Raw genomic sequence first — 25,716 nt, forward strand, 5'->3', positions numbered from 1 at the left:
ACCCTATGAATATTGCAGATTGAACTGACTGCTGACATGGTGCTTAAACCGCTTCACGACCTGCAAAGCATCTTTTAATAAATCTCGCTCAAGTGTGGATAAATTTTCAGTATCAATGTGGTTTGGGGTGAGCTCTTGGTTATGCTTGAGCGCTGATAGCCCATTTTTTAGGCGTGTGTTCATCAGATATGCCAATGCCTCTGAGACATCTTGGCTAAGCTGTTTTTCGATCAAGCCCATCTGTGATAGCCGAGCAATGCGCTCAAAGGTGTTGGTTTCGCTGATTTTTGCCTTGAGTGCCAACGCACGCGCGCCATGCACCACAGGAAATGTCCCCATTTTTTTGATGTCCATTTTGTGCTTTTTTTGACCCAAAATCTGCGCAAAAAATCCGCGCCCATCTTCGTCAAACTGATTCACTGCCTGCGCAAAACTCATTAGCATCCCTACATCACTGTCTAGATACACATTTAGGTGTGCGCGTACTTCATCAAGCAGTGTTTCATCACCACTGACACATTTGGCATCCATAAAAATCGCCAAATTCATCATATGGTCAGGCGTCGGATTTTTACACCAGCTGCCCACCGTCTGCTTAAATTCACTCACTGGCTGACACCATGATGGGTTATTGACCATAATTTTGCCTGGGCAGGGCGGATATCCAAATGCAGCCAAAATGTCAGAAAAGCGCTCGGCATAAGGTCGCACCATCTGCATATCAATGCCATCACGGACGATCAGGGCATTGTCTTGATCGGTCTTTAAAACTTGTTCACCTCGCCCTTCAGAACCCATCACAACCAAACAAGAGTTTGCCACAAGCTCCGCAGGCGCAATCATTCGCCACGCTTTTTCAAACAGGCGGCTATTGAGCACTTGCATAAGTTGGGCTAATTGTTTGGCTTGCATACCATTGGCGTAGAGTGCCGAGATGGTGTGGTTCATTTGTGATGCCACTTGGGTCAGATCATCTAGACTGGTTGCAACTTCTAATTTTTCGGCAATCAAATGGCTGTGATTGGATAAAAATGCTAAAATATCAATTTGTTCAAGCACGCCAATGGGATCGCCGTTAGTGGTGACGACCACGCGCTGAATGCGATGATTCATCATTTTTAGTAGTGCACTGAACATAAAATCATCGGCATCAGCACAGATCAAATCAAAGCGCGCCCACAGATGCGTGGCATCATTGGGATTGAACGTGTCTGATGAGTGAATGAAGGCATCACGAAATACCGACTCGGTCACTAAGCCGATTTTGCCATCATGATGGATGAGTAGGGATTTGGATTTGTTTGCTTGCATGGTTTTGGCAGCGTCGATCAAGCTGATCGAGCCATCATACAGCTCATCATACGAGCGATAAGCGTCACGCACTTTGGCGGTGAATAGCCCTGCCAACTCATTTTCGCGGCGATTACCGGATTGATCTTTGAGCTTATCGGCGATATTGGCAAAAAAGTAAGCGCCAAATTCGCCATTTTCTTCGATGAGCGCACGGATGACAGTTTTGGGGATGGCGTATAATAAACTTTGCTCAACTGCAATAAAGCTGTGCCGATACGACTGCTCAAACAGCGCCCGTGTATCAAAACTGTCCGAAGGGTGATACAGTGCCAACACCTCGCCACTGGCATCAATTTCTTTGACCATGCCTTTGATGACGATATATAACGTATCAATGCTATCTTGCGCTTCAATGATGGTAGCATTATCATCAAAAAACACAATATCCGTTGATTTTTCAAGCACTTGCCTTTGATGATTGGCAAGCGCATTATAAGGTGCGGTACTAAAATCAAAGCGATTCATTCAAGTTATCCTTTTGAGCAGTTTATCCCTAATCAATTCTTGATATATTAGCAGATATCAAGAATTTCACAAGCATCACACGACAAATTCCCGACAAAAACTGTGGATTAATTGGAAGGGTGCTTGGGCAGATTTGTTCAAATAAGTACTACAAAAGATGGGGTAAATACTCTATAATAAAAAACAATTTAAACACATAAGAGTGAACAATGTCTATCAAATCAGATCGCTGGATTCGTCAAATGGCTGAAAATCATGGCATGATTGAGCCGTTTGAGCCCCATCAGGTGCGCTATAACTCTCAAGGTCAAAAGCTGGTCAGCTACGGCACTTCAAGCTATGGCTACGATGTACGCTGCGCCAATGAATTTAAGGTGTTTACCAATGTACATTCTGCCATCGTCGATCCCAAAAACTTCGATGAGCGCAGTTTTATTGATATCATCGGTAATGAGTGCATCATTCCACCGAACTCATTTGCCTTGGCGCGGACGGTTGAGTACTTTCGTATTCCAAGAGATGTGTTGACCATTTGTTTGGGTAAATCCACCTATGCGCGCTGCGGTATTATCGTCAATGTTACGCCGCTTGAGCCTGAATGGGAAGGGCATGTCACCTTAGAATTTAGTAATACCACCAATTTGCCGGCGCGTATCTATGCTGGTGAAGGCGTGGCACAGATGCTATTTTTCCAATCGGATGCCGATGATGTGTGCCAAACATCTTATAAAGATCGCGGCGGAAAATATCAAGGACAAACAGGCGTCACCCTACCAAAAACCTAAACGGCGCAATAATCTGTGATGGGCGTGCAGGCTTTGATATTAGCGGCACGCCCATTTTTTAGTTTTCATGTTAACAAAACTGCTAAACTGGCTTGGCGTAGCCTGCTATGTTGGTTTTGAGAGTCTAGTAAGTTACAAAACGCCACTCAATCTTAAAATAAAATACGCTAAAATGATAAGTCAATTGAGTTTATTGACTAAGATAAAAGGTTATTTATGAGTGATATTTATTTTGAGCGTACGCACAGTTTGGATTTTGAGAGCGCGCGAGCTAAGGCGCAAGCATGGCTGCAAGAGGCGGAAAATCAGTTTGGGCTGAATATCAATTACATCAAAGGCGATGATAAGGACAGCGCAAGCATCAATAAAGCAGGTGTCGATGCTCAAGCGACTTTGGATGCTGATAAAATCACCTTTCAAGCCAAACTTGGACTGTTCGCCAAACCGCTAAAAGGTGTGATCAGTTCGGGCATCGAAGAAGGCTTGGATAAATACTTTCCTCAAAGCTAATTTGAGATAATCAATAAGGAAGTGATGAGCATGGAGATGATATTGAGCATCTGCTTGGGCATTGGGCTTGCAGCAAGCACGGGTTTTCGTGTGTTTGTGCCACTGTTTGGGCTGTCTATTGCAGTGCATTTTGGCATCATTCCACTGAGTGATTCGTGGCAGTGGCTTGGCAGTCTCTCGGCTTTGGTCATCTTAGGCGTGGCGAGCGTGGTCGAATCGATGGCTTATCTGATTCCATTTGTGGATAATCTGCTTGATACAATCGCTGTGCCTTTGGCAGGCGTGGCAGGTACTTTGGTTATGGCAAGTACCTTGACTGAATTTAGCCCTGCGATGACTTGGGCGCTTGCCATCGTCGCTGGTGGCGGTGCGGCAGCGACCATCAAGATCACCTCTGCTGCCACCAGAGCCGTATCGACCGCCACAACGGCAGGCAGCGCCAATCCTGCCATCGGCATGGCGGAAACGGGCGCGGCGATTGGGCTTTCGGCGGTATCTATCTTATTTCCTGTGGTTGGTATGATGATCGCTGTGATTGGCATTATTGCGCTGATTTGGATCATGGTTCGTCTCAAGCGCCAATTTGCCAAATAATCCCAATCTCTTCACCAAGCGACGTATCTGACTTTTTATGATACTAAGTGTGCTTGGATTGATACTCTTGGACGATCATACGAATCACAACGGTAGCAAATGCACCCTTGGGTAGTCTAAATTCAAGGCACAGATCATCGCCTGATCGCTCCCAAGTCAGATCATGTACCATCAGACGAAGGGGGCGGTATGCTAATTTGGCACCGATTTTTATCAATCCTTGACAAAGGGTTTGATAACGATCATGGTCAAGCAGCGTATCATAAAGCGCCCGAGCGGCATCGCAATCACGACGATCACCAATACCCATGAGAGGTGCGGTTGGGTGGATGTCACACTGTTTGACGCGACTTTTGACCTCATCTGTCAGCGCATCTTGAAAAATTGAGCCTGTGCCTTCTAAATTAAACACATCGCCCAAGAGCGCCTGATTCCAGGTGCCATCAGCCACGCGCTTGCCGAGCAAGGCATTAAATAGCGCGCTTCTGGCAGCTGATATCATCAGCCCGTCTTTTTCGGCAAGCTTTTTGTTGGGGCGATAAGGTTTATTGCTCATCAGCTGTTTTTCAAAAAAGCTATAAGCCTTATCAAGATTTTTACCCTCGATGCCAAAACGCTGCTCACCAAAATAATTCGGCACACCGCCAGATTTGATGCGCTTAAGCGTCTCATCTATGACACCGATATCGCCTTTAAGATGACGCAGACGAATGGCGAAATGATTGTATTTGTGCGTGCCTCGGTTGAGTTTGCGATTGTGCCATGTCTGTTTATTGGGTATGAAAGATTCGCCATCATTCAGATGTGCTTTGATGAAATTTTCCAAAGAAATATCTGGCATGGTCTGACTGGGCAGGCGAATGCTAAACCACTGATGTGTGACCGCGTGCCGATCTTTGAGCCCAGAGTAGCCGACATCTCGCGCAGGCACGCCTGCCCAATCAGCAAGCAGCTTAGCGACATAAGCGGTGTTTAAATTGATCTTGGTGATGTGCAGCCACAGATGTTCGCCACTGCCTGAATGTTCAATGTCTAACATCTCAGTAACGATAAAGTCTTCAGGCATGCTTTTAAAATCAGCACTTAAGGCAGGCGGCTGCCAAGGTAGTGGTAAAGTTGTTGGGCTCATAAGTCACTTTTTGGTTATTTATATTGATATCAAACTAAATCAGATCTGAATCAAACAGCTTTTTTGGCAAATAGCCAATCACCATCTCATCATCTTTTGCTGCCCCATCGGCAGTGATGCGCAGCTGATAATGTGTCTTGAAGGCTTGCGGTAGCACATCAGCGACTCGGTGAATCTCATCAATATCCACGCCATATTTATCATCAATATGCGATGTGGCGCACGTGCCTGCGATATCAAATTGTTGATAAAATTCTGATCACTTGGCGATAGTGACCGCTTCCGACATGTTATTTGCAACGATGAGCAGTTTGTGATAAAACTCCTAAAATGATTTGGCAAATAACCGCCCAAATTCACAAAATACAGCTGCTTATTATCACTGTCATCAAAAGCATCGCAGGACTGATCGGTAGAATGCGGCGCACGCGGCACAACTTCGATGCGATAGCCATTGACAGCAGTGACCGCGCGATACGCATCTAGATGCCAAATGTTCGTGATCTCTGGTCACGCCTGCTCAAAATGCGGGATTAATGATTTGACATCATCAGCAATATCAAAGAAAACATCGTGTTGTTCGATCAAGCGACCTTTGGGTGTCGCTCCAATTTTTAGCATAAAAAATTTCACGGCAAAGTCCTTGGCGATATCCATCTAAAGGGCTAAGTATAGCATGATTTTGGCGATGCTAATAAGCATAACTATCCATCGGTCGTGGCGGATTTTGGAGTGATCTAAGGAGGGTGGTATCTGCCCCATATTCACCAAGTCAGAATGGTGGTATAATACCTTCATTTTATTTTAGACTTTGGATGACTCATAAGCGTACAGAGCACCAACACCACGCACAAACCGCACAATCCTGACAATTTTATCCTAACACCACCTGATGTTTTTCCTTATGAAGACATCCAAGCGGGGAATAAAGTGTGTCTGACGGACCTGCTAAAAACGCGGATGCTGTTTTTGGATGGGGCGATGGGCATCGAGATCCAAAATTATAAGCTGACCGAAAGCGACTACCGCGGCGCACGCTTCGCTGATATCACAAATGATGTGAAGGGTGATAACGATCTGCTTGTACTCAAGCAGCCTGACATCATCAGCGCCATCCACAAAAACTATCTGGAGGCTGGCGCGGACATCATCGAGGCCAACAGCTTTAATGGTACCCAAATCTCGATGGCTGACTATCGCATGGAGCATTTGGCGTATGAGATCAGCAAGCAAGCAGCGCATCTGGCTCGCTTGGCGTGTGATGAATATAACGCCAAAACCCCAGATAAGCCAAGGTTTGTGGCGGGCGGGATTGGTCCGACATCTCGCACCTGTTCTATCTCGCCAGATGTTAATGACCCTGCCTTTCGTAATGTTACCTTTGATGAGCTTGTGGATAATTACACCGAATCTGCCTTGGCATTGATCGAAGGTGGCGCAGATATTTTGTTGATTGAGACGGTGTTTGATACCTTAAACGCCAAGGCAGCGATTTTTGCGGTGACAGGTGTGTTTGAGAAAATCGGCTTTGAGCTGCCGATTATGATCAGCGGCACGATTACCGATGCTTCTGGGCGCACGCTGTCAGGGCAGACGGCAGAAGCTTTTTATAATTCTGTACGCCATGCCAAACCCATCTCGATCGGCTTTAACTGTGCCTTGGGGGCAGATGCCCTAAAGCCGCACATCAAATCACTGTCTGATGTGTGTGAAACCTTTGTGTCAGCGCACCCCAACGCAGGCTTACCGAACGAATTTGGCGAATATGACGAAACCGCCATCGAGACCGCCACCATGGTCCAAGGCTTTGCCAAATCAGGCATTGTCAATATCGTGGGCGGCTGCTGTGGCACGACGCCTGAACATATCCAAACGATTGTTGAGATGGTATCGCCTTATCCACCGTGTAAGCTGCCTGAGTATGTGCCTGCTTGCCGATTGTCGGGGCTTGAGCCGTTTAATATCACGCGCGATGGCTTATTTGTCAATGTTGGTGAGCGTACCAACGTCACAGGCTCCAAGAAGTTTTTAAGATTAATTAAAAACGAAGAATACAGCGAGGCCTTGGATGTGGCGCGCGACCAAGTCGAAGGCGGCGCCCAAATTGTGGACATCAATATGGATGAGGCGATGCTTGACTCAAAGCAGGCGATGATCCATTTTGTCAATCTCGTTGCCTCTGAGCCTGACATTAGCCGCGTGCCTTTGATTGATTGACTCCTCAAAATGGGACATCATCGAAGCAGGTCTAAAATGCACGCAAGGCAAGGCGGTCGTCAACTCCATCTCGCTTAAAGAAGGCTATGATGAATTTGTCGAAAAAGCGCGCCTATGTATGCGATATGGTGCGGCGGTCATCGTCATGGCGTTTGATGAAGTGGGTCAAGCTGATACCGAAGCGCGTAAGATTGAGATTTGTCAGTGCTCTTATGATATCTTGGTGAACGAAGTGGATTTCCCTAGCGAAGACATCATCTTTGACCCTAATATCTTTGCAGTAGCGACCGGCATCGAAGAGCACAGTAACTATGGCGTGGACTTCATTAATGCCACCAAGTGGATCACCGATAATCTGCCTAATGCCATGGTATCAGGCGGTGTGTCGAATGTGTCGTTCAGTTTCCGTGGTAATCCGATTCGTGAAGCGATTCACGCGGTGTTTTTGTATCACGCGATTAGTAATGGCATGACGAGGGCATCGTCAATCCTGCCATGCTTGAGCTTTATGATGAGATTGAGCCAAGCGCGCGATGCCATCGAATATGTGATCTTAAACCGTAATAATGATAATAACGAAGCCACCGAAAAGCTTTTGGAGGTTGCCGAGCATTATCAGTCAGGTGATAAGAAAAAAGATGCCACTGCTGACTTGGCATGGCGTGAGCTGCCTGTCGAAAAACGCATCGAGCACGCACTTGTCAAGGGTGTCACCACGTATATCAATGAAGACACCGAAGAGGCGCGCTTAAAATATCCGCGTCCATTGGATGCCATCGAAGGTCCTTTGATGGATGGGATGAATGTGGTGGGTGATTTATTTGGGGCTGGGAAAATGTTCTTGCCGCAGGTTGTCAAATCAGCGCGCGTCATGAAGCAAGCTGTCGCATGGCTAAATCCATATATCGAAGCTGAAAAAGTCGCCGGCGAAACCAAGGGTAAAGTACTGATGGCGACTGTCAAAGGTGATGTTCACGACATCGGCAAAAACATCGTGGGCGTGGTCTTGGGCTGTAATGGCTATGAAATCATCGATCTTTGCGTAATGGTGCTTTCAGAGAAGATTCTACAAGTCGCCAAAGATGAAAAAGTGGACATCATCGGTCTGCCAGGGCTTATCACGCCAAGCTTAGATGAGATGGTGTATGTCGCCAAGCAAATGCAAGAGCAAAACTTCCATCTGCCGCTACTCATTGAGGGTGCGACGACTTCCAAGGCGCACACTGCCGTCAAGATTGAGCCAAATTATCAAAATGATGTCGTCGTCTATGTGGCAGATGCCAGCCGTGCGGTGGGCGTTGCGACCACATTATTATCCAAGGATAAAAAGGCAGACTTTGTGGCGGACATACGCGCTGAATATACCGAAGTGCGCGAGCGTCTTGCCAATCGTAAGCCAAAAGGGACGAAGCTTAGCTACGAGCAGTCCATCGCCGAAGGCTTTAAATATGACTGGGATAATTATGCACCGCCTGTACCAAACGCTACGGGGCAGATTATCTTTGATGATTATCCACTTGAGAATTTACTGCCGTACATTGACTGGACGCCGTTTTTTATTTCGTGGAGCTGGTGGGTAAATATCCAAAAATCTTTGATGATGAGGTGGTCGGCGCAGAAGCCCAAGACTTATTTACCAATGCCAATGCGATGATTGATAAACTGATCAAAGAAAAACTCGTCACCGCCAAAGCCGTGCTACGCTTTGAAAAAGCTAAGCGCACCGCTGCCGATACGGTCACCGTGTACGACGATCATGGCAATGCCGCACATCAGTTTGAGCACTTGCGCCAGCAGTCGGATAAAGTCACTGGTAAGCCAAAATATAGCCTAGCGGACTTTATCTCGCCCAATGGCAATGATTATTTGGGCGGCTTTACCGTATCTATCTTTGGTGCCGAAAAATTGGCAAATGAATACAAAGCCAAGGGTGATGACTATAATGCCATCATGGTGCAGGCGGTGTGCGACCGATTTGCCGAAAGCTTCGCTGAAAAACTCCACGAACTGGTGCGTAAAGAGTACTGGGGCTATCAAGCTGGCGAAAATCTATCTAATGAAGAGCTGATCCGCGAAAAATATGTCGGCATCCGCCCCGCGCCAGGCTATCTGGCTTGCCCTGAGCACACCGAAAAAGGCAAGCTGTTTGACTGGCTGGACACCACGAATGCCATCGGCGCTTACTTGACCGAAAGCTTCGCCATGTGGCCGCCGTCAAGCGTATCGGGCTTTTATTATAGTCATCCTGACAGTACTTATTTTAATGTCGGTAAAATCAGCACCGATCAGCTTGAAGACTATGCACGCCGTAAGGGCTGGGATATCAAGACTGCTGAAAAGTGGCTAAATCCCAATTTATAATCCATCAAACTCAAAACCAAAAAACCTTTGTCAAACTGATGATTTGGCAAAGGTTTTTTGATTTGGTATGGTGTTTATGGACTAATCATTAGATGAAATGGCGCTGGTTTTGAGCAGCTTAGCGGCGATATTACCCATGTTATTGACATCAGCACAGATGCTCTCTTGGCTCAGCACATCGCCGCTTTTGGCATGTAGGGCGACGATCTGAGCGCAGGGCAGGGCGGCATCTTGGGCGAGCAGACCTGCCATCATGCCAGACAGCACATCGCCCATGCCTGCAGTTGCCATAGCGGCACTGCCGAGAGTACAGATGCTGACATTGCCTGCGGCGTCAATGCTCAAAGAATTTGCCCCTTTGAGCACCCATTGACCGCCATAACGCAGCTGCAAGCGGCAGATGGCATCCATGCGATCAGCTTCAACTTGTGCAGCACTGATGCCCAAAAGCCGCCCAGCTTCGGCATGGTGCGGCGTACCGATACAGTGATCAGGCAAGCGACGAGGCTGATCTGCCAGATGCCACAGCGCATCAGCATCAAGTACGGCCGGTATATGATGAGCCATGAGCGCCGCCAGCCATTCTTTGAAGATGCTCTGAGCCCATTCATCACGCCCAAGCCCCATACCAAAGCATACCGCATTCATCCCAGACAGCCAAGCTTGATCGATCTGATCGATGCGCCCAAGCATCAGATTGGGGCTTCTGCTGATGATGGCGCTATGGTGATTGGGGTGCGTCATAACTGTTACCCGACCTGCACCGACTCGGATGGCGGCTTCGGCGCTCATCAAGGCGGCTCCGCCCATAAGCGCAGAGCCGCCGATGACCATCACTGACCCAAAGCTACCCTTATGCAGATGACTGCTGCGCTGAGATCTGTCAGGCAGTCTGGGCAGCCGATCATCTGTCATGGCAATGGGTATCAGGTGCTCGTCTTTGGGGATTAAAGGGTGATTGATGAGATGCCCGACATGGCTTTTGGCATGACCCATAAATAATCCAGCTTTATAGCCCATCAGGCACAGTGTCATATCCGCCACGACTGCGTAGGGCAGGGGCGTGCCAGTATCAGGATGCAGCCCCGAAGGAATATCGATGGCGATTTTGACACCTTTCATGGTATTAAATCGCTCAATGACAGCGCACCAGTCGGCATCAAGCGGACGCGTCAGACCATTGCCAAATAACGCATCGATATGCACATCTGCCTCATTAGGTGACTGTAGAGGCACGCCAGCAGCCTGCGCACAGTCATAAGCACGCACCGCATCGGCGCTGACGGCAGGCAGGGCAGGGTAGATAGACACTTGATAATGCTCTGATAGATACACCCCAAGCAGATAGCCATCACCACCATTATTCCCAGCGCCGCACCAGATACAGACAGAGTCATCAGGCTTGAGATGAGCTTTTAGGGTATTAGCCATCGCCAGTGCTGCTTGCTGCATCAGCCCGAAGCTGCTATTACCAAGCCCAAACCAGCGCTTCTCCCACTCTTTGACCGCATTGGCTGAATAGACAGGCGTTGGGAAATCATGCATGATGAGCACCTTTAAACTGAGTTAGCTGACTTTGGCAGGTTGGTCTTTGGATTGATTGACGATTGGTAGGATGCCATTTGCCATCAAAGTATCGCTTGGCGTGCCGCTATGAAACCGTAGCTCATCATCAGGCGACTGTATCAGCTCACGCTCAACGTCCCGAAAAAACGCCACGCGCTCATCAATGCTGTCATCTGTGATAGAACGAGCCAGCATTAAGTAATCTTCATAATGACGGCTTTCTGATTTGAGCAGATACTTATAATAGCGTGCCAATTTTTCATCTTCTATGACATCCGCCAGTGCCCCAAATCGCTCACAAGAACGCGCCTCAATGAACGCTCCAATGATTAGCACATCCACCATCGCAGCAGGCTCATGTGTGCGCTTGTGCTTCAAAAGCCCCTTGGCGTAGCGACCTGCGGGCAGATAATGCCAATCAATACCGCGCTCTTTCATCAATGACAGCACTTGCTCATAGTGTAGCATCTCTTCGCGTACCAGCTGCGCTAAGCGCTCTTGGAGTGTGCGATGAAATTCATAACGAAAAATGAGATTCATCGCCGTGCCTGCCGATTTTTTCTCACAGTTGGCATGGTCTTGGAGTAGTAATGGCAGATGCTCGCGCGCCAGATTTAGCCAGCGCTCCGAAGTGTGACAGCCCAAAAACTCATGGATGTGTCTAATGTCTGTCTTGGCGCGTACGTGTGTGGTAATGACCGTCAAATCATCTTCAGAATTTATCATAGCATCACTCATATCTTATCCAAACTCTCAAAATTGGCTTATTATATCATAGCTTGATCGCCCAAATGATCGCCAAATACCCAAGCCCTGCATCCAAATATGGGTATTTGACCCTTTAGTTCATAAAATTTATAAAATTTAGACCAATAAGTCAATCTCTCCAAAATCGTCACACTCATGTAACATTATTATGATAGATACCTAAAATTCATCTTACATATGTTTCATTTGTCAAGATTTTGGGGTGAGTAAGGATGATTAAATTGTAACAAATTTTTAAATTTTACACCAAGCTTGGACTGAATTTTGGATAAAAATAGCATTTTTGGGTCTAATTTTATGCTCAACTGAGCAGTTAAATTAAAAATTACAGAAATTTAATATTTAATAAATATAATAAATATCAATAACTTATAAAAATAATTATAAATGTTACAAAACTTTTCATGATTAAGGTATTGCAAAATATTTCAAAGTTGGTATCCTATAGTCACAGTATGAATTTTGGTCGTCCCTATTGCTACAGTATGTAATTTTATGTTACTCTGTATCATGATGGATTGCCATCATAATTATCGATACATCAGCCTCCTGCCAGTGTATCTTTTTGACAAGTACTATTGTACTGGGCAACGACGCCCGATTTAAAGTGGAGAAACCCATGAAAAAACTAGTTCTAGCAACAGCAGTCGCTGCTCTGTCGATCACTGCTGCACAAGCTGCACCCACCGTTTATGGTAAAGCATTTTTGACTGTTGATGCCAACAATACTGATACAACTTATAAGTCAGGTATTGTACAGACCAAAGAAGACACCAATACAAGCGGTCTTAATTCAAACAGCTCACGCATTGGTTTAAAAGGCTCAGAAGCATTGACCGCCGATATCGATGTGGTTTATCAGCTTGAATATGGTGTTGCCATTGATAATGGTGCAGCAAAGCAGTTCACATCTCGTGATACTTACCTAGGTCTTGCTCATAAAGAATACGGCACATTGTTGGCTGGTCGCTTAACCGCCATTGATGATAATGTTGATTTTGCCAGTGCACTTGAGGGTAATAATGTCGCTGACATCGGTCCTACTTTTAATGCCCCACGTGCCAACAATGCCTTTGCTTATGTATCGCCTGAATACAATGGTGCTCAGTTCTTAGCCATGTATGCTTTTGACTCAGATACTGATGAAGGTGGTATTGCTGATAAAGACCAATATGGCATCGGTGCTACTTATAGCACAGGCCCTATCAATGCAGGTGCCTCTTACATTGCTTATGGCAAAAACAACCACTTACGCCTATCTGGTAACTATGCGGTTTCTCCAGCATTGACAGCGGGTGCTTTATATCAAATTTCTAAATTTGAAACCCCAAACAGTAAAAAAGAAAACACCCTTATCGTCAGTGGTGAAATGAAAACTGCTACGCCATGGACAGCCTATGGTCAGGCAACTTTGATTAAAAATGTTGCTGGTAATGATGGCGATGAGTCAGTGGGTGTTGGTATTGGTGGTAAATATGCCTTTAATAAAGCCACCACAGGTCACATCTACACTGGCTATGTCAACAGCGAGCGTAAAAATGCCACGTATGAGGGCAGTAATGAAACATATAAAAATGCACACAAAGATACAAAGTTCGATTATAAGAACAGTGGCTTTGGTGTCGGTGCAGGTTTAGAATATAAATTCTAATCTATATCCAAAGCAAAAAAGCTCATCTTAATGATGGGCTTTTTATTGCGATAATCAATTTGGTGGTTAAATGTTTTAGCTATGGCTTAGGTAGTGTTTTGGTATCGATTAATGATTGGGCTGGTGTTGAAATTTACCATGGTTTAAAAAATATGCGGTTTGATGGGCAACAGTCAAATCTGTGAGTAGCCCTGTATGACTGACTGGCAGTAATAAATAATCCTTGGCATTTTGAAGTATTGTTTCAGAAACAAAGACAGTACCATCATGTTGAGCATCAAGCTTATTTAGGCGATGTAATCGCTTGTGTAGCATTAATAAAGGTAAACCAAGCCCAAAAGGTCGATTGCCTGCAATGATGCCAAGCTCAATACCATTGGGCAGTTGTGGACAAGTGCCATCAAGTGCACCCAAATAAGACTGATTGACGAATGGTTTTAGGTATGTGTTGGCATAGTGTGCAACTTGACTGCCGCAGTGCGGCGTTCCCAAGGTAACACAGCGATGTATCCGCCAGACAGGATAATTTGCCAAAAAATGCCGAATGACCAAGCCGCCCAAACTATGCCCAACTAAATTTATTGGACGATTGACATCATGGGTTTGGGTAAGATATTGATGTAGGTTTTCACTGTGTACGGCGATGGGCTGCATCAAACTGCGATAACCGTAGCGATGAGTTGATAATCCCAAATTGATTAATTTTTTCTCCAAAGGTTTCATATACCAAGGGCTTAAGTGTAAGCCATGGATGAGAATGGTTAATGGTGTATCCATCATATAAAGTGCTTGTTTAATTAATCACATCTTCTCAAATTGATTAGCCATCAAAAATAACTAACACAAAATACACATATTTCAAATACCAAAAAACCCAACCAATTGATTGGGTTTGTCGTATCTGTCAGATTATTTGCCACGGTATGTGATACGACCTTTGGTTAAGTCATAAGGTGTCATTTCAACTTTGACTTTATCGCCTGTTAGGATACGGATATAGTGCTTTCTCATTTTACCTGAAATGTGGGCGATGATTTCGTGTCCATTATCTAGGCGGACTTTGAATAAAGTATTCGGCAAAGTATCAATAACCTCGCCTTCAAATTCGATAATATCGTCTTTTTTTGCCATAATCTTAAGTAATCAATAATAAATTTGGTCTATTATACTCTTTTTTGATGAAAAATACAGCATCAAATGATGATTTTGTACGATTTATCATGACCGTGTACCTGATGTCATAATTGAGTATCAATCAGGTAAGTTGAGCCATAATGGCGTTAGTGGCATCTGCGGTAGTAGTGATTCAAAGCGTTTATGATAATAGGCATTGATAAAATATAGCCCATCAGCAGATGCGGTTGGTGGTGCCAAAGTGCGATTTTTTGCAAGCATCAGCTCATAAAATGCCTCTGGGGATATTTCTCCTCGTCCAACAGCAAATAATGCCCCCATGATGTTACGAACCATATGATGTAAAAATCCGTCGGCTTGGATATCTAGTATCAAGTAGCTGCCATGCTGAAACAAGTTGGCATGTGTGACTGTACGCACTGGCTGATTTGATTGGCAGGCAGCTGCCCGAAAACTGCTAAAATCATGTGTGCCTACGATAGATTGGCTGGCTACTATCATAGCATCTATATCAAGCTTGGTGTATTCATGCGTGACTTGATGGCGTAAAATGGCAGGGCGATAGGGCTGATTGAGTGTGATATAGCGATAGCGACGAGCGATGGCACTAAAGCGAGCATGAAAATCATCAGGCATGGGCTGAATCCACCTTAAGGCAATATCATCAGGCAGTAGGCTATTTGTACCACGCAACCAGTTATGGGCTGAACGCTCAGCGTGCGTTACAAAATGTGCAATCATATTACCTGCATGCACGCCTGCATCGGTACGCCCAGCAGCGATAAGCTCAATGGACTCATTAGCAATAGTGGATAGAGCTTTTTCGATGACGGCTTGTACGCCGATGACTTCTTCTTGTCGCTGCCAACCACGATAGCGTGTGCCGATGAATTCGATACCGACAGCCAAAGTATGTGTTTTCATGAGGATTTCCAGTGCCAAGCGGTGAGCTTTTGGGTGATGGATAGCCAAAGTATTTGACCATAAATGGCAGGAATGGTTAATGAACCTGATGCCCAAACACCATGTTCATACTGCCAAGCCCCTGCTGCATAGTCCATATTTGTACCACCATGGGTACACATGGTGGTACAAATGATGGCAACGCCACGATCTGTTAACTTTGCCAAAGCATCAATCATGGCTTGTGACTTAGGTAGATTGCCTGCACCATAGCCAATCAAAATCACCGCACAAGCATCAGCCGCTGCCAACAATTCATCAGCCAGTGTATTAGGATCGTTAGGCAGTACATACACTGACCGAATCTTGACAGATTTGGCACACTTAATTAATGAGGGTAATTGATTTAAGTAAATGGCGGTATTGATCGATGATGGCGATGATTTTTGAAATATCGCATCTGCTCCCACAAAGGCATTGGGTGCTTGGCTATTGATTTTTTGGGTATGCTTGGCATCGAACGATTGATGATAAAAATGGACAAATGTGCCACACTGTGCCGCTGCCAAATCCAAAGACTGTGATAAATTATTCCAAGCGTCGCTATCATAATTGATGGATAAATCAGCACATTGTGGCAATAATAAAGGCTGTATACTGCCAGTAATCACGAGACTTAAATCGGTAAATTCATCAAATGCATGTGCCAAAAAAGCCGCCAAAAAACTGAGCGTATCAGTGCCTGTGATGAGTACAAATCTTCGATAACCATCATGATAAGCGGTCAAAATCAGCTCATAAAAGCCCACAAAATCAGATGGCGTCATAAGGCTTGAGTCTTTGATGATCTGATTGTTCAAGATTTTTACATGATGATCGGTTGTGCCATATAGATTGCTGAGTATTGGCAAAAAAATCTCAGCAGGCAAAGCAGATAGTGGTGTGCCATGGCTGCCAAAAGTGCCGCCAGCATAGATGAGACAAATGGGTGATTGGGTAGGTGTCATAATAATTAAGCTGTATTTGGGGCTATGTCAACTCAGATGTACTGTGCTTTCATAGAATAAATTTGCTCAATATTATAAATAAAACTGCCCAATAAAGCCATCAAAAAAAGGTGCGTCAGTCACGACACACCTTAATTTGGTGATTTTATAAAATCAGATACGACCTTGCAGGATGGCAAGCATACGACGCAAAGGCTCAGCAGCACCCCAAAGTAGCTGATCACCGACTGTAAATGCGGTCAAGTATTCGCCGCCCATATTCAGTTTACGCAGACGACCCACAGCAACATTTAGCGTACCTGTAACAGCCACAGGGGTCAGACGCTCCATGCTGGCGGCTTTATCATTTTCAACAACATCAAGCCATGGATTGTTGCTTTCACGCAGTGCAGTTGTAATCTCTGCCAAGGGAATGTCTTTGGTTAGCTTGATGGTAAGTGCTTGGCTGTGGCATCGCATGGCACCGATACGCACACAAATACCATCGATATTGATGGTTTCATCAGCTGATTTACCCAAGATTTTATTGGTTTCAGCTTGAGCTTTCCATTCTTCACGAGATTGACCATTATCTAGCTGACTGTCAATGTAAGGAATTAAACTGCCTGCCAGTACAGCACCAAAATGCTGCTTGGGAAAATCGTCGCTACGCTGTGTATCAGCAATATTTCTATCAATCTCAAGGATGGCTGAGGCAGGGTCATCAAGCTGATCTGACACCGAATCACGCAGAACACCCATGCCTTTGATGAGTTCACGCATGTTATTCGCACCAGCACCTGAAGCGGCTTGATAGGTCATGGCAGATACCCACTCAACCCAACCACGACGGAATAGCTCGCCAATTGCCATCAGCATTAGGCTGACGGTGCAGTTGCCGCCAATAAAGTCTTTTTTACCATCAGCAAGTGCCTTATCAATGACATCACGATTGATGGGGTCTAGAATGATGATGGCATCTTCTTGCATACGCAGGCTGCTCGCCGCATCAATCCAATAGCCTGTCCAGCCGCTTTGTCTTAGGGCACCGTGGACTTGCTTGGTGTAGTCTCCGCCTTGGCAGGTGATGATGGCATCGCATCGAGATAGCTCTAGGATATCAGTTGCATCTTTGAGCGTACCGCCGTCCACACCATCAAAACCTGGTGCTTGACCACCAGCATTGCTGGTTGAAAAAAATACAGGCGTAATGTGCTGAAAATCGCCTTCTTCAACCATGCGACTCATCAAAACTGAGCCAACCATGCCACGCCAGCCAACCAAACCAACGACCATTTTTTCTGCCATTTTTGATACCTTTTATTGGTGAAAACGCTCAATCAAACCCGTCTGACTGAACTAAAAAAGAATTGATAACTATGCCCTTTTATGACTAAAAAATCAAGTCATTTTACGAGCTTTTGGGGACTTATTTTTTGGGTCTAAGATAACTTATATTTATACTACCATCAAGTCATGTCAGCTGCATGAACACGCCGCCTTGATAAAGCTATGATCTGATAGCTATAGAAAAAACACTAAAGATCCAAAACCTATTTGATGACATTTTCATCTTCAAGCATCAATAAATACGCCATCGCTTGCCCGACTTTAGTGGATTTTAGGGTGGTGAATTGCTCAAGCATCTTATCATCTAGCACCGTGTCAATCGGTTTGTCCGACTCAAGATAAATGGTGCTGTCCGTATGGATTAGTCCACGCTCAAGCAGGCTTTGTAAAATGGGCTGCCACAGATCTAGCGCATATGGCGGATCAATAAAGACGATGTCAAACGTCTCTTTCATAGTCCTCAAAGCACTGATGGCATCGGCATGGAGGATGACCGCCTGATCTGATCGCTTCAAAAGCTCGGCATTTTGCTTGAGCATACGAGCTTGGGCGGCGTGCGGTTCGATAAACGTAACTTGTTTGGCGCCGCGCGATAAAGCTTCAAAGCCAAGCGCACCACTACCTGCACAAGCATCCAAAACTTTGGCGTCGGTCAAATAGCCAGTCAGCCAATTAAATATGGTTTCTTTGAGTCTGTCTGGCGTGGGTCTGAGTCCTTGTGCGTCCACAAAAGACAAAAGCCTGCGCCTATGCTGACCGCCGATGATGCGCACTTGATTGGTTGGCTTGGCTTTGGTGGGTTTTTTGGCGGATGTTTTCATGACGAGGTATGGCTATTTTGGGGTAATTTGATAAATTGAGACAAAAGTCTGACTTTACCCATCATTTTACTGTAAGTTTTGATTTTGTGATAGCACAAATTGGGCGACTTTATCACTTTAAATCAATCCAAATATTGCCAAAATATGATATAATGTTATGGTTTTGACTAAAAAAACCGACCCAATCAGCCCAAAGACCAATCATTATGTTTTCATCCATTTGGCAAGCTTTAAGTGAGCATCCTGAATTCATCGCCATGCTGACCATTCCACCTGTGACAGCGTTTGTGACATGGGCGCATGTTTGGATGGCGCTTGAGATGCTGTTTCATCCGATTAGATTTTGGGGAATTCGCATTCCTGGGATGCCTTTTGGCTTAAAAGGCTTGGGCTGGCAGGGCATCGTGCCTGCCAAAGCCGGAAAAATCTCTGGGGTGATCGTTGATCAGACGCTCTCAAAGCTTGGTTCTTTGGATGAATTTTTTCAGGCGATGGAGCCTGAAGAGATGGCGGAGTTTATCACGGCCACTGTCGATAAAAACTTAGAAAATCTGATCGATGAAATCATGCTTGAGCGTTCGTACACGCTATGGACGCACACGCCATACGCCATTCGACGCCGTATTTATGCCCATGTGCGCTCACGATTGGCTGTGACGATGAAGTCTTTGGTGATGGATTTGACTTATAATGTCGAATCGCTCGTAGATATGCGCGAGATGATCGTCTCTAAGATGGAAAACGACCGCAAGCTCATGGTGGATATGTTTTTGCGCGTCGGCAAAAAAGAGATTAATTTTATTTGGAAAATCAGCGCACTGATTGGCTTTGGCTTCGGTGTGCTTCAGATGGCGATTTTTTATTTTGTGCCACAGCATTGGACGGTGCCTTTTTTTGCGATGATTTGGGGGGCTTTGACCAACTGGATCGCCATATGGATGGTGTTTAATCCCGTTGAGCCAAAGACGGTTCCGTTCATTCGCCTGTTTCGTTATGAGATGGTTAATAACCAAAAACGCGTGGTGTGGATGCGCCCGCATTGGCACAACTATTCTTGGCAAGGTGGTTTTATGAAGCGTCAGGATGAGGTCTCAACTGTTTTTGCCGAAATTGTCGTCAATGAGCTTGTCACACTTGAAAATATCATGAATGAGATGATGTACGGCAGACGCGCCCATCAGACGCGAGAACTGGTCAAATCACATCTGTACGGCATGCTAGAAGATCCTGTCGTCGCAACCACGCTCAAAGTGGGCATGGATGAGCGCAGTCTTGATAGCTTTAAAGATACTATTATTGATAAATCCATCGATGCAACGATGGTGCCTATTCGTGATCCCAAGCTCAATGTTTCTCGAGCAAATAAAATCTTTGGATTATTTGAAAGTCGCATTCGTGCCCTAACCCCTAAAGAGTTTCAAAATCTATTAAGACCTGCTTTCCAAGAAGATGAGATTACCTTAATTATCTTGGGTGGTATCACAGGATTTTTGGCAGGTTGGCTGCATTTGGTGATTGTCTTTTTTTAGTCAAATATCGTTGATTTGGTACATGTTACCAAGAATATCGCCATATGAGTTATCTTGGAGTGGGTTGGTTCGTTTAACCGATAACAAGCTAACCAAGCTAACCGATAATAAGTTAACCGATAACAAGTTAACATTAAAAAGCCCCGCAAAATTTTGCCAGCAAATGAGTGTTTTATTATGCTAATAACAGAACTTGGATACTTTTCGCTATTGCTTGCGTTGGTACTTGCAATGCTACAAGCCATTTTACCCGCCATCGGTGTTATCAAACATCAAGTACAGTGGCAAAGACTGGCACCAAGTCTAGCGATGGCGCAGTTTTTGGCGATGGCGGTGGCGTTTTTGGGCTTGGTCGCAGGGTTTTTGTACAATGACTTTAGCTTAATTTATGTGGCTAAGCATTCAAATAGCTTGATGCCTTGGTATTATAAGCTTTCTGCGACTTGGGGTGGGCATGAAGGCTCGCTGCTGCTTTGGATGACGATTTTGGCGACTTGGTGTATGTTGGTGTCTGTGTTGAGTCGCGGTCTACCACTGGATATGCGCGCGCGCGTGTTATCCATTTTGGGTGGTATTCAGGTAATGATGCTTGCGATGATGATTTTTACGTCATCGCCATTTGACCGTGTTTTGCCAAATTTACCTGTTGATGGTGCTGATTTAAATCCATTATTACAAGATCCTGGTCTGATTTTTCATCCACCCATGCTTTATATGGGTTATGTGGGTCTTGCAGTACCATTTGCGTTTTGTATGGCGGCATTATGGTCGGGCCGCTTAGATGCGGTTTGGACACGCTGGAGTCGCCCTTGGACATTGGTCGCATGGATATTTTTAACCTTAGGCATTGCTTTGGGTTCGTGGTGGGCATATTATGAATTGGGCTGGGGCGGTTGGTGGTTTTGGGATCCTGTCGAAAATGCATCACTCATGCCATGGCTTGCCGCTACGGCACTCATGCACTCGCTTGCGGTAACCGAAAAGCGCGGCGTATTTAAGGCATGGACGATGATGCTGGCGATTTTTGCCTTTGCACTATCTTTACTTGGAACATTTCTGGTTCGCTCAGGGGTCATTACCTCCGTGCATTCGTTTGCAGCTGACCCAACCCGTGGTTTGGCTGTGCTGGCGATTTTAACAATCGTTATTGGATTTGGCTTATTAATGTTTGCATTGCGTGGTTGGAGATTGACTGTTGAAAGCAGCTACCGTCTCAAATCAAGAGAAACCATGTTGGTGGTCAATAACTTAGTTTTGTTGGTTGCAACATTGGTCGTTTTATTGGGTACTTTATACCCCATCATTGCCGATTTTTTCAAATTAGGTCAAGTGTCTGTTGGTCCTCCGTATTTTAATGCATTATTTGTGCCGCTCACTTGGCTTTTGCTTGGATTTATGGGCGTTGGCGTTGTCATGCGTTATAAATACGATAGCCGCCCATTTTTAGCAACCTTAATGGCTTGTGCCATCGGTGCATTCGTACTTGGATCTGTGCTGGCTTATATGGTGTCTCAATTGGCAGAAGAGCCATTATTTGATTATGGTATTTATATCTCTGGGATTTTATCGTTATGGGTGCTTATCTTTATTATCTTAGATATTAAAGATAAACTAAAGCATCATAAAGGTGGTATTTTTTCAGGCTTAGCTAAGCTTAGCCCAAGCTACTGGGGCATGCAAATTGCACATATTGGCGTGATTGTCTGTATGATGGGTGTGGCAGCGACCAGCAGTATGAGCATTGAAAAAGATGTTGCCATGACGGTGGGCGATAGCGTACATGTTCAAGGCTATGATTTTTATTTACAAGAATTTGAGATGATTCAAGGGGTCAATTATGATGCCACTCAAGCGACCATCATTGTCAGACAACATGGTCAGCAAATTGCGGTATTATATCCCCAAAAGCGTGATTATGTTGTCAGTATGATGCCAATGACTGAAGTTGGTATTCGACCAAGTTTATTCAATGAAATGTATGTGGCGTTAGGTGAGCCAATCAGCACTCAAACAGGTCAAGTGGATATGAATACTTGGGCGGTGCGTGTATATGTCAAACCTATGGTACGCTGGATTTGGCTGGGTGCAATTATTATGGCTATCGGTGCATTCATCGCTATTTTGGATAAACGATATCGCATTTACCAAACCAAATCTGGTAAATATTCATCAAAGTTCAACAAAACCATGACAAACCAATAAAACCATCAAAGGAGTATTATCATGGCAAAACCCAATAAACGCTTGATGTTGTTTATTATCCCGCTGATTATCTTTATGATACTGGTGGTGATGTTCTTTATGCGACTTGGTAAGCCGACAGAGATTAATACCAGTCGTTTGGTGGGCAATCCCTTGCCAAGCTTAAGCTTACCCTTATTATCCGATACCACACGCACAATCACCAAGGCAGACTTTCCAGATACGCCATTTATTTTAAATGTTTGGGGTTCGTGGTGTTTGACCTGCCATGCTGAGCATCCATTTTTGCTTAAGTTGCATGAGCAAGGCGTTCCCATTATTGGTGTTAATTATAAAGATGAGCTGTCTGAAGCGTTGGCATATTTAAATAAAAATCAAGATCCGTTTGTTTATTCTGTGCAGGATTTTACGGGTGATTTTGCTCTTGATTTGGGGTTGATGGGTGCACCTGAAAGCTATGTTGTGGGGACAGATGGCATTGTTTATAAACATATTATTGGTGAGATTGGTGAAAAAAATTGGGCTAGTATTCAACGCTGTTTGACAGCAGTTGCCGATGATGGTTTATCTGATGCCAAAAAAATTAAAGCCTGCCATAAGGATGATTCATGAACTTGCGTGCTTTGATGATGGTATTGGTGATTGGTGTATCAACTGCTGCTGCCGCAAGCTTTGAGCTGTATGAATTTGATTCACCCCAGCAAGAGGCTCAGTATCGAGTACTCATCGAAGAGTTGCGTTGCCCAAAATGCCAAAATCAAAATTTGGCAGGCTCAGATGCACCCATCGCCCAAGACTTAAAACAAAAAACCTATGAAATGGTCAAAGATGGTCGCAGTGATGCTGAGATTCGTAATTATATGTTTGAGCGTTATGGAGATTTTATCAGCTATAAGCCGCCTGTGCGTCCATCTACATGGATTTTATGGTTTTTTCCACCCATACTTTTATTACTTTTGCTGTTGGGCTGGATTTATAAAGTCAAAAAAGGTCGTTCTTGGTCTAAGCAAATCCCCACAAGTCATGCACCTTTATCTGCTGGTGAAGAAGCAAAACTTAAAAAAATCTTGGCACATCATCAAAATAAATCGTTGGATGGCAGTGATTCAAAACCAACAAAATAAGGCATCAATATGACACCAAGTTTAATTTTATTTTTTTCATTGTGTGCTGTTTTGACGGTATTGTTATCTTTGGTAGTCATTCTACCTTGGCGAAAAGTTGGCGTATCATCTGATAATCAACTGATGGCGATTAATGTGCAGATTTTTGGTGAACGCATTGCTGAGCTTGATGCTGATAAAGCGGTAGGGGTTATTGATGAGGCATCTTATCAAACCCAAATCACCGAACTAAAACGCCAGCTGATAGATGCCCAAACGACGACAGAAGCACAAACGCCCGTTGGTATCAAAGGGCGTGCAATTATCATAATTTGGATTCCGATATTGGTTGTTATTGCTTATGTGATGACCGCCGATCGCACGGCAGTTTTTACACTTTGGCAAGCTCAAGATAAAGTCGGTCAAGTGGCAGATGATTTATTAACTGGTAAGATTGATGTACCGCCTGAATGGGCAGCTAAAGAGTCAACAGCACTGATTAGTGCCATGCAAACCAATGTGCATCGCCATGCCGATGATGCCAATCGCTGGATGCGTTTATCTGAGCTATTTATGATGCTCGAAGCACAGCCACAAGCATTAGAAGCATTGGCACGAGCCAATCGTTTACAGCCTGATAATGAAGAAATTGCATTGACTTATGCACAGACCAATTTTTTTATCAATGAAGGCAGAATGGATGCAACAACGCATAAGATTTTAACCAAAATCTTAACCCAAACACCCAATCATGAAGGTGCCATGATGATGATGGCAATGGGTGAGGTGCGTGCAGGTAATTATCCTAATGCCAAAGCATGGATTGCCAGATTACGCTCAAGTTTGATGGCACGCTCAGGTGACCACAGTGAAGCTTTGGCAAGTTTGGATAAATTGGTTGAAAACATCGATCGCCAGCAAGCTGCCGCTGCTCAAGGTGTCACGGTGGGCGTCAGCCTGTCGCCTGCGCTTGTGGATCAGCTAAGACCAGATGACGTGCTGTTTGTCTCTATTAGTGGGCAATCAGGCGGCGCACCTTATGCCGTCAAAAAACTGCCAGCCAGTGAGCTTATGAGCCAACAAGCAGTTAGTGTGACACTGAGTGATATGGATGCCATGATGCCAACTCGCACCCTGTCAGCAGGGCGAGACGCAGGCGCGGTACTGGTCGTCAATGCACGGATCAGTCATTCGGGTAATGCTGTCTCTGAGTCTGGGGATTTGGCTGCCAACCCCATTGTCTTGGATAAGCAAACCGAAGTATCTTTGACGATTTCTCAAATCGTACCATAACATATTTTTAAGCCCAATATTGATCAATATTGGGCTTATTGATGATAGCTATTTTGAAAGTCTTAGTCGATATTTTTTACCAAAATACTCAAAAGACCAGTGATGACAGTCAGTTGAATTGGTAAATACAAATATTCACAAAAACTTGTGATTTCATTGGATTTTGTGATAAAAAACTTGAACAATTCATCAATGTGCTTTATAGTACAATCAGTTAACTAACAGCCGCTTGCCATCAGGCAGGCTTTATTTGGAGAATATATAACGATGCGCATTATTTTACTAGGTCCACCAGGTGCAGGCAAAGGTACGCAAGCTCAGCTAATGTCTAAGGAATTCAACATCCCTCAAATCTCAACTGGTGATATGCTGCGTGCAGCGATCAAGGCAGGTTCCGAGCTTGGCAAGCAGGCAAAAAGTGTCATGGATGCTGGGCAACTGGTTTCTGATGAGCTGATCATTAATTTGGTTAAAGAGCGCCTAGAAGAGCCAGATTGTGAAAATGGCTGTATTTTTGATGGATTCCCACGCACGATCCCTCAAGCTGAAGCATTGGCAGATGCTGGCGTTGCTATTGATTATGTGATTGAAATCAGCGTCCCTGATGATGAAATCGTAAGCCGTATGTCAGGTCGCCGCGCACATTTGGCGTCAGGTCGCACCTACCATGTGATCTATAATCCTCCCAAAACGGCAGATGTGGATGATGTGACAGGCGAGCCTTTGGTTCAGCGCGATGATGACAAAGAAGAAGTGGTACGCGATCGCCTATCGGTCTATCATGCTCAAACTGCAGCGTTGATCGGTCATTATCAAGAAGTTGCCAAATCAGGTGAAAACGCCCCTGAATATCATGACTTTGATGGAACAAAATCTATCGATACAGTTCGTGATGAGATTTTTGCTGTATTAAAATCTAAATAATACCAAGCAGCTTTAACAACAAAGCCCATAATTCACAGTTTTGATTATGGGCTTTGTTATATCTGTCAAATG

At 44.8% G+C, this 25,716-nt stretch carries 22 protein-coding genes and 1 pseudogene; 11 read left to right on the forward strand and 12 right to left on the reverse strand.

Annotation, left to right across the window (positions count from 1 at the left end; all coding sequences use genetic code 11):
- Positions 1 to 3: 3 nt before the first annotated feature.
- A complete protein-coding gene (locus tag AO382_RS01145; protein ID WP_064617437.1) occupies positions 4 to 1,818 on the reverse strand; it encodes a DUF294 nucleotidyltransferase-like domain-containing protein in 1,815 nt (604 codons plus the stop codon).
- Between the two features lie 209 nt (positions 1,819 to 2,027).
- Between AO382_RS01145 and dcd the strand changes: the two genes are divergently transcribed.
- The 3 genes from dcd to AO382_RS01160 all read left to right on the forward strand — a co-directional run bounded on the left by dcd (position 2,028) and on the right by AO382_RS01160 (position 3,707).
- Positions 2,028 to 2,603, forward strand: a complete 576-nt coding sequence (gene dcd, locus AO382_RS01150) for a dCTP deaminase (RefSeq protein WP_064617440.1) — start codon at positions 2,028 to 2,030, stop codon at positions 2,601 to 2,603.
- Positions 2,604 to 2,819: 216 nt separating this feature from the next.
- Entirely contained in the window at positions 2,820 to 3,113 is a 294-nt protein-coding gene (locus tag AO382_RS01155; RefSeq protein WP_049235719.1) for a polyhydroxyalkanoic acid system family protein, read from the forward strand.
- Between the two features lie 30 nt (positions 3,114 to 3,143).
- The gene (locus tag AO382_RS01160; RefSeq protein WP_258865231.1) at positions 3,144 to 3,707 is read left to right on the forward strand and encodes a DUF4126 domain-containing protein; all 564 of its coding nucleotides are present in this window, start codon (positions 3,144 to 3,146) and stop codon (positions 3,705 to 3,707) included.
- 43 nt (positions 3,708 to 3,750) lie between these two features.
- On the opposite strand, the gene truD is transcribed toward AO382_RS01160, so the two are convergent.
- The 3 genes from truD to AO382_RS10950 form a co-directional block, all read right to left on the reverse strand.
- Entirely contained in the window at positions 3,751 to 4,836 is a 1,086-nt protein-coding gene (gene truD / locus AO382_RS01165; RefSeq protein WP_064617446.1) for a tRNA pseudouridine(13) synthase TruD, read from the reverse strand.
- Positions 4,837 to 4,870: 34 nt separating this feature from the next.
- On the reverse strand, positions 4,871 to 5,026 hold the full coding sequence (locus tag AO382_RS10595; protein WP_154806246.1) for a hypothetical protein: 156 nt from the start codon (positions 5,024 to 5,026) through the stop codon (positions 4,871 to 4,873).
- 320 nt (positions 5,027 to 5,346) lie between these two features.
- Positions 5,347 to 5,469 (reverse strand): DUF1543 domain-containing protein, encoded by a 123-nt coding sequence (locus tag AO382_RS10950; RefSeq protein WP_162270567.1) that lies wholly within the window; start codon positions 5,467 to 5,469, stop codon positions 5,347 to 5,349.
- 327 nt (positions 5,470 to 5,796) lie between these two features.
- On the opposite strand from AO382_RS10950, the pseudogene metH reads away from it, so the two are divergent.
- Positions 5,797 to 9,414: pseudogene (gene metH / locus AO382_RS01175) on the forward strand (methionine synthase).
- Between the two features lie 81 nt (positions 9,415 to 9,495).
- Here metH and AO382_RS01180 read toward each other — a convergent pair.
- Positions 9,496 to 10,959 carry a bifunctional ADP-dependent NAD(P)H-hydrate dehydratase/NAD(P)H-hydrate epimerase gene (locus tag AO382_RS01180; RefSeq protein WP_064617449.1) on the reverse strand — a complete coding sequence of 488 codons (1,464 nt, stop codon included), beginning with the start codon at positions 10,957 to 10,959 and terminating at the stop codon, positions 9,496 to 9,498.
- 21 nt (positions 10,960 to 10,980) lie between these two features.
- Positions 10,981 to 11,718, reverse strand: coding sequence for a tRNA-(ms[2]io[6]A)-hydroxylase (locus AO382_RS01185; RefSeq protein ID WP_064617451.1), 738 nt, complete (start codon positions 11,716 to 11,718; stop codon positions 10,981 to 10,983).
- A 649-nt stretch (positions 11,719 to 12,367) separates the two neighbouring features.
- Between AO382_RS01185 and AO382_RS01190 the strand changes: the two genes are divergently transcribed.
- Positions 12,368 to 13,399, forward strand: a complete 1,032-nt coding sequence (locus AO382_RS01190; protein WP_064617454.1) for a porin — start codon at positions 12,368 to 12,370, stop codon at positions 13,397 to 13,399.
- Positions 13,400 to 13,507: 108 nt separating this feature from the next.
- Here the strand turns inward: AO382_RS01190 and AO382_RS01195 are convergent, their stop codons facing one another.
- The 6 genes from AO382_RS01195 to rsmD all read right to left on the reverse strand — a co-directional run bounded on the left by AO382_RS01195 (position 13,508) and on the right by rsmD (position 18,593).
- On the reverse strand, positions 13,508 to 14,176 hold the full coding sequence (locus AO382_RS01195; protein ID WP_003657460.1) for an esterase/lipase family protein: 669 nt from the start codon (positions 14,174 to 14,176) through the stop codon (positions 13,508 to 13,510).
- Positions 14,177 to 14,308: 132 nt separating this feature from the next.
- The gene (gene infA / locus AO382_RS01200) at positions 14,309 to 14,530 is read right to left on the reverse strand and encodes a translation initiation factor IF-1 (protein ID WP_003657459.1); all 222 of its coding nucleotides are present in this window, start codon (positions 14,528 to 14,530) and stop codon (positions 14,309 to 14,311) included.
- Between the two features lie 120 nt (positions 14,531 to 14,650).
- A complete protein-coding gene (gene truA / locus AO382_RS01205) occupies positions 14,651 to 15,457 on the reverse strand; it encodes a tRNA pseudouridine(38-40) synthase TruA (RefSeq protein WP_064617457.1) in 807 nt (268 codons plus the stop codon).
- Positions 15,454 to 16,443 (reverse strand): asparaginase domain-containing protein, encoded by a 990-nt coding sequence (locus AO382_RS01210; RefSeq protein WP_064617460.1) that lies wholly within the window; start codon positions 16,441 to 16,443, stop codon positions 15,454 to 15,456. The genes truA and AO382_RS01210 overlap by 4 nt, the downstream gene beginning before the upstream one ends.
- Before the next feature lie 153 nt (positions 16,444 to 16,596).
- Positions 16,597 to 17,718 (reverse strand): aspartate-semialdehyde dehydrogenase, encoded by a 1,122-nt coding sequence (gene asd / locus AO382_RS01215; protein ID WP_064617896.1) that lies wholly within the window; start codon positions 17,716 to 17,718, stop codon positions 16,597 to 16,599.
- Between the two features lie 257 nt (positions 17,719 to 17,975).
- Positions 17,976 to 18,593 (reverse strand): 16S rRNA (guanine(966)-N(2))-methyltransferase RsmD, encoded by a 618-nt coding sequence (gene rsmD, locus AO382_RS01220; protein WP_064617463.1) that lies wholly within the window; start codon positions 18,591 to 18,593, stop codon positions 17,976 to 17,978.
- Between the two features lie 206 nt (positions 18,594 to 18,799).
- On the opposite strand from rsmD, the gene AO382_RS01225 reads away from it, so the two are divergent.
- From AO382_RS01225 to adk, 6 genes are all read left to right on the forward strand, one after another.
- Complete coding sequence (locus AO382_RS01225; protein ID WP_064617467.1) at positions 18,800 to 20,122, forward strand: hypothetical protein; 1,323 nt, start codon at positions 18,800 to 18,802, stop codon at positions 20,120 to 20,122.
- 177 nt (positions 20,123 to 20,299) lie between these two features.
- Positions 20,300 to 22,324 carry a heme lyase CcmF/NrfE family subunit gene (locus AO382_RS01230; protein ID WP_064617470.1) on the forward strand — a complete coding sequence of 675 codons (2,025 nt, stop codon included), beginning with the start codon at positions 20,300 to 20,302 and terminating at the stop codon, positions 22,322 to 22,324.
- Between the two features lie 21 nt (positions 22,325 to 22,345).
- On the forward strand, positions 22,346 to 22,936 hold the full coding sequence (locus AO382_RS01235) for a DsbE family thiol:disulfide interchange protein (protein ID WP_064617473.1): 591 nt from the start codon (positions 22,346 to 22,348) through the stop codon (positions 22,934 to 22,936).
- Positions 22,933 to 23,448 (forward strand): cytochrome c-type biogenesis protein, encoded by a 516-nt coding sequence (locus AO382_RS01240; RefSeq protein ID WP_064611932.1) that lies wholly within the window; start codon positions 22,933 to 22,935, stop codon positions 23,446 to 23,448. Before AO382_RS01235 ends, AO382_RS01240 begins: the two co-directional genes overlap by 4 nt.
- A 9-nt stretch (positions 23,449 to 23,457) precedes the next feature.
- On the forward strand, positions 23,458 to 24,720 hold the full coding sequence (gene ccmI / locus AO382_RS01245) for a c-type cytochrome biogenesis protein CcmI (protein WP_064617475.1): 1,263 nt from the start codon (positions 23,458 to 23,460) through the stop codon (positions 24,718 to 24,720).
- A 267-nt stretch (positions 24,721 to 24,987) separates the two neighbouring features.
- Positions 24,988 to 25,644, forward strand: a complete 657-nt coding sequence (gene adk, locus AO382_RS01250; RefSeq protein WP_064617478.1) for an adenylate kinase — start codon at positions 24,988 to 24,990, stop codon at positions 25,642 to 25,644.
- Positions 25,645 to 25,716 lie beyond the last annotated feature (72 nt).

It is taken from the genome of Moraxella catarrhalis (assembly GCF_001656295.1).
GTDB lineage: Bacteria > Pseudomonadota > Gammaproteobacteria > Pseudomonadales > Moraxellaceae > Moraxella > Moraxella veridica.

Bases quoted from the DNA above. Each gene is read 5' to 3' on its own strand.
- AO382_RS01185 (WP_064617451.1), bottom strand. From the start codon at position 11,718: ATGAGTGATGCTATGATAAATTCTGAAGATGATTTGACGGTCATTACC.
- AO382_RS01160 (WP_258865231.1), top strand. From the start codon at position 3,144: ATGGAGATGATATTGAGCATCTGCTTGGGCATTGGGCTTGCAGCAAGC.
- infA (WP_003657459.1), bottom strand. From the start codon at position 14,530: ATGGCAAAAAAAGACGATATTATCGAATTTGAAGGCGAGGTTATTGAT.
- AO382_RS01155 (WP_049235719.1), top strand. From the start codon at position 2,820: ATGAGTGATATTTATTTTGAGCGTACGCACAGTTTGGATTTTGAGAGC.
- AO382_RS01210 (WP_064617460.1), bottom strand. From the start codon at position 16,443: ATGACACCTACCCAATCACCCATTTGTCTCATCTATGCTGGCGGCACT.
- AO382_RS01240 (WP_064611932.1), top strand. From the start codon at position 22,933: ATGAACTTGCGTGCTTTGATGATGGTATTGGTGATTGGTGTATCAACT.
- ccmI (WP_064617475.1), top strand. From the start codon at position 23,458: ATGACACCAAGTTTAATTTTATTTTTTTCATTGTGTGCTGTTTTGACG.
- AO382_RS01180 (WP_064617449.1), bottom strand. From the start codon at position 10,959: ATGCATGATTTCCCAACGCCTGTCTATTCAGCCAATGCGGTCAAAGAG.
- AO382_RS01230 (WP_064617470.1), top strand. From the start codon at position 20,300: ATGCTAATAACAGAACTTGGATACTTTTCGCTATTGCTTGCGTTGGTA.
- adk (WP_064617478.1), top strand. From the start codon at position 24,988: ATGCGCATTATTTTACTAGGTCCACCAGGTGCAGGCAAAGGTACGCAA.
- truA (WP_064617457.1), bottom strand. From the start codon at position 15,457: ATGAAAACACATACTTTGGCTGTCGGTATCGAATTCATCGGCACACGC.
- truD (WP_064617446.1), bottom strand. From the start codon at position 4,836: ATGAGCCCAACAACTTTACCACTACCTTGGCAGCCGCCTGCCTTAAGT.
- rsmD (WP_064617463.1), bottom strand. From the start codon at position 18,593: ATGAAAACATCCGCCAAAAAACCCACCAAAGCCAAGCCAACCAATCAA.
- AO382_RS01190 (WP_064617454.1), top strand. From the start codon at position 12,368: ATGAAAAAACTAGTTCTAGCAACAGCAGTCGCTGCTCTGTCGATCACT.
- dcd (WP_064617440.1), top strand. From the start codon at position 2,028: ATGTCTATCAAATCAGATCGCTGGATTCGTCAAATGGCTGAAAATCAT.
- AO382_RS01145 (WP_064617437.1), bottom strand. From the start codon at position 1,818: ATGAATCGCTTTGATTTTAGTACCGCACCTTATAATGCGCTTGCCAAT.
- asd (WP_064617896.1), bottom strand. From the start codon at position 17,718: ATGGTCGTTGGTTTGGTTGGCTGGCGTGGCATGGTTGGCTCAGTTTTG.
- AO382_RS01195 (WP_003657460.1), bottom strand. From the start codon at position 14,176: ATGGATACACCATTAACCATTCTCATCCATGGCTTACACTTAAGCCCT.
- AO382_RS01235 (WP_064617473.1), top strand. From the start codon at position 22,346: ATGGCAAAACCCAATAAACGCTTGATGTTGTTTATTATCCCGCTGATT.
- AO382_RS01225 (WP_064617467.1), top strand. From the start codon at position 18,800: ATGTTTTCATCCATTTGGCAAGCTTTAAGTGAGCATCCTGAATTCATC.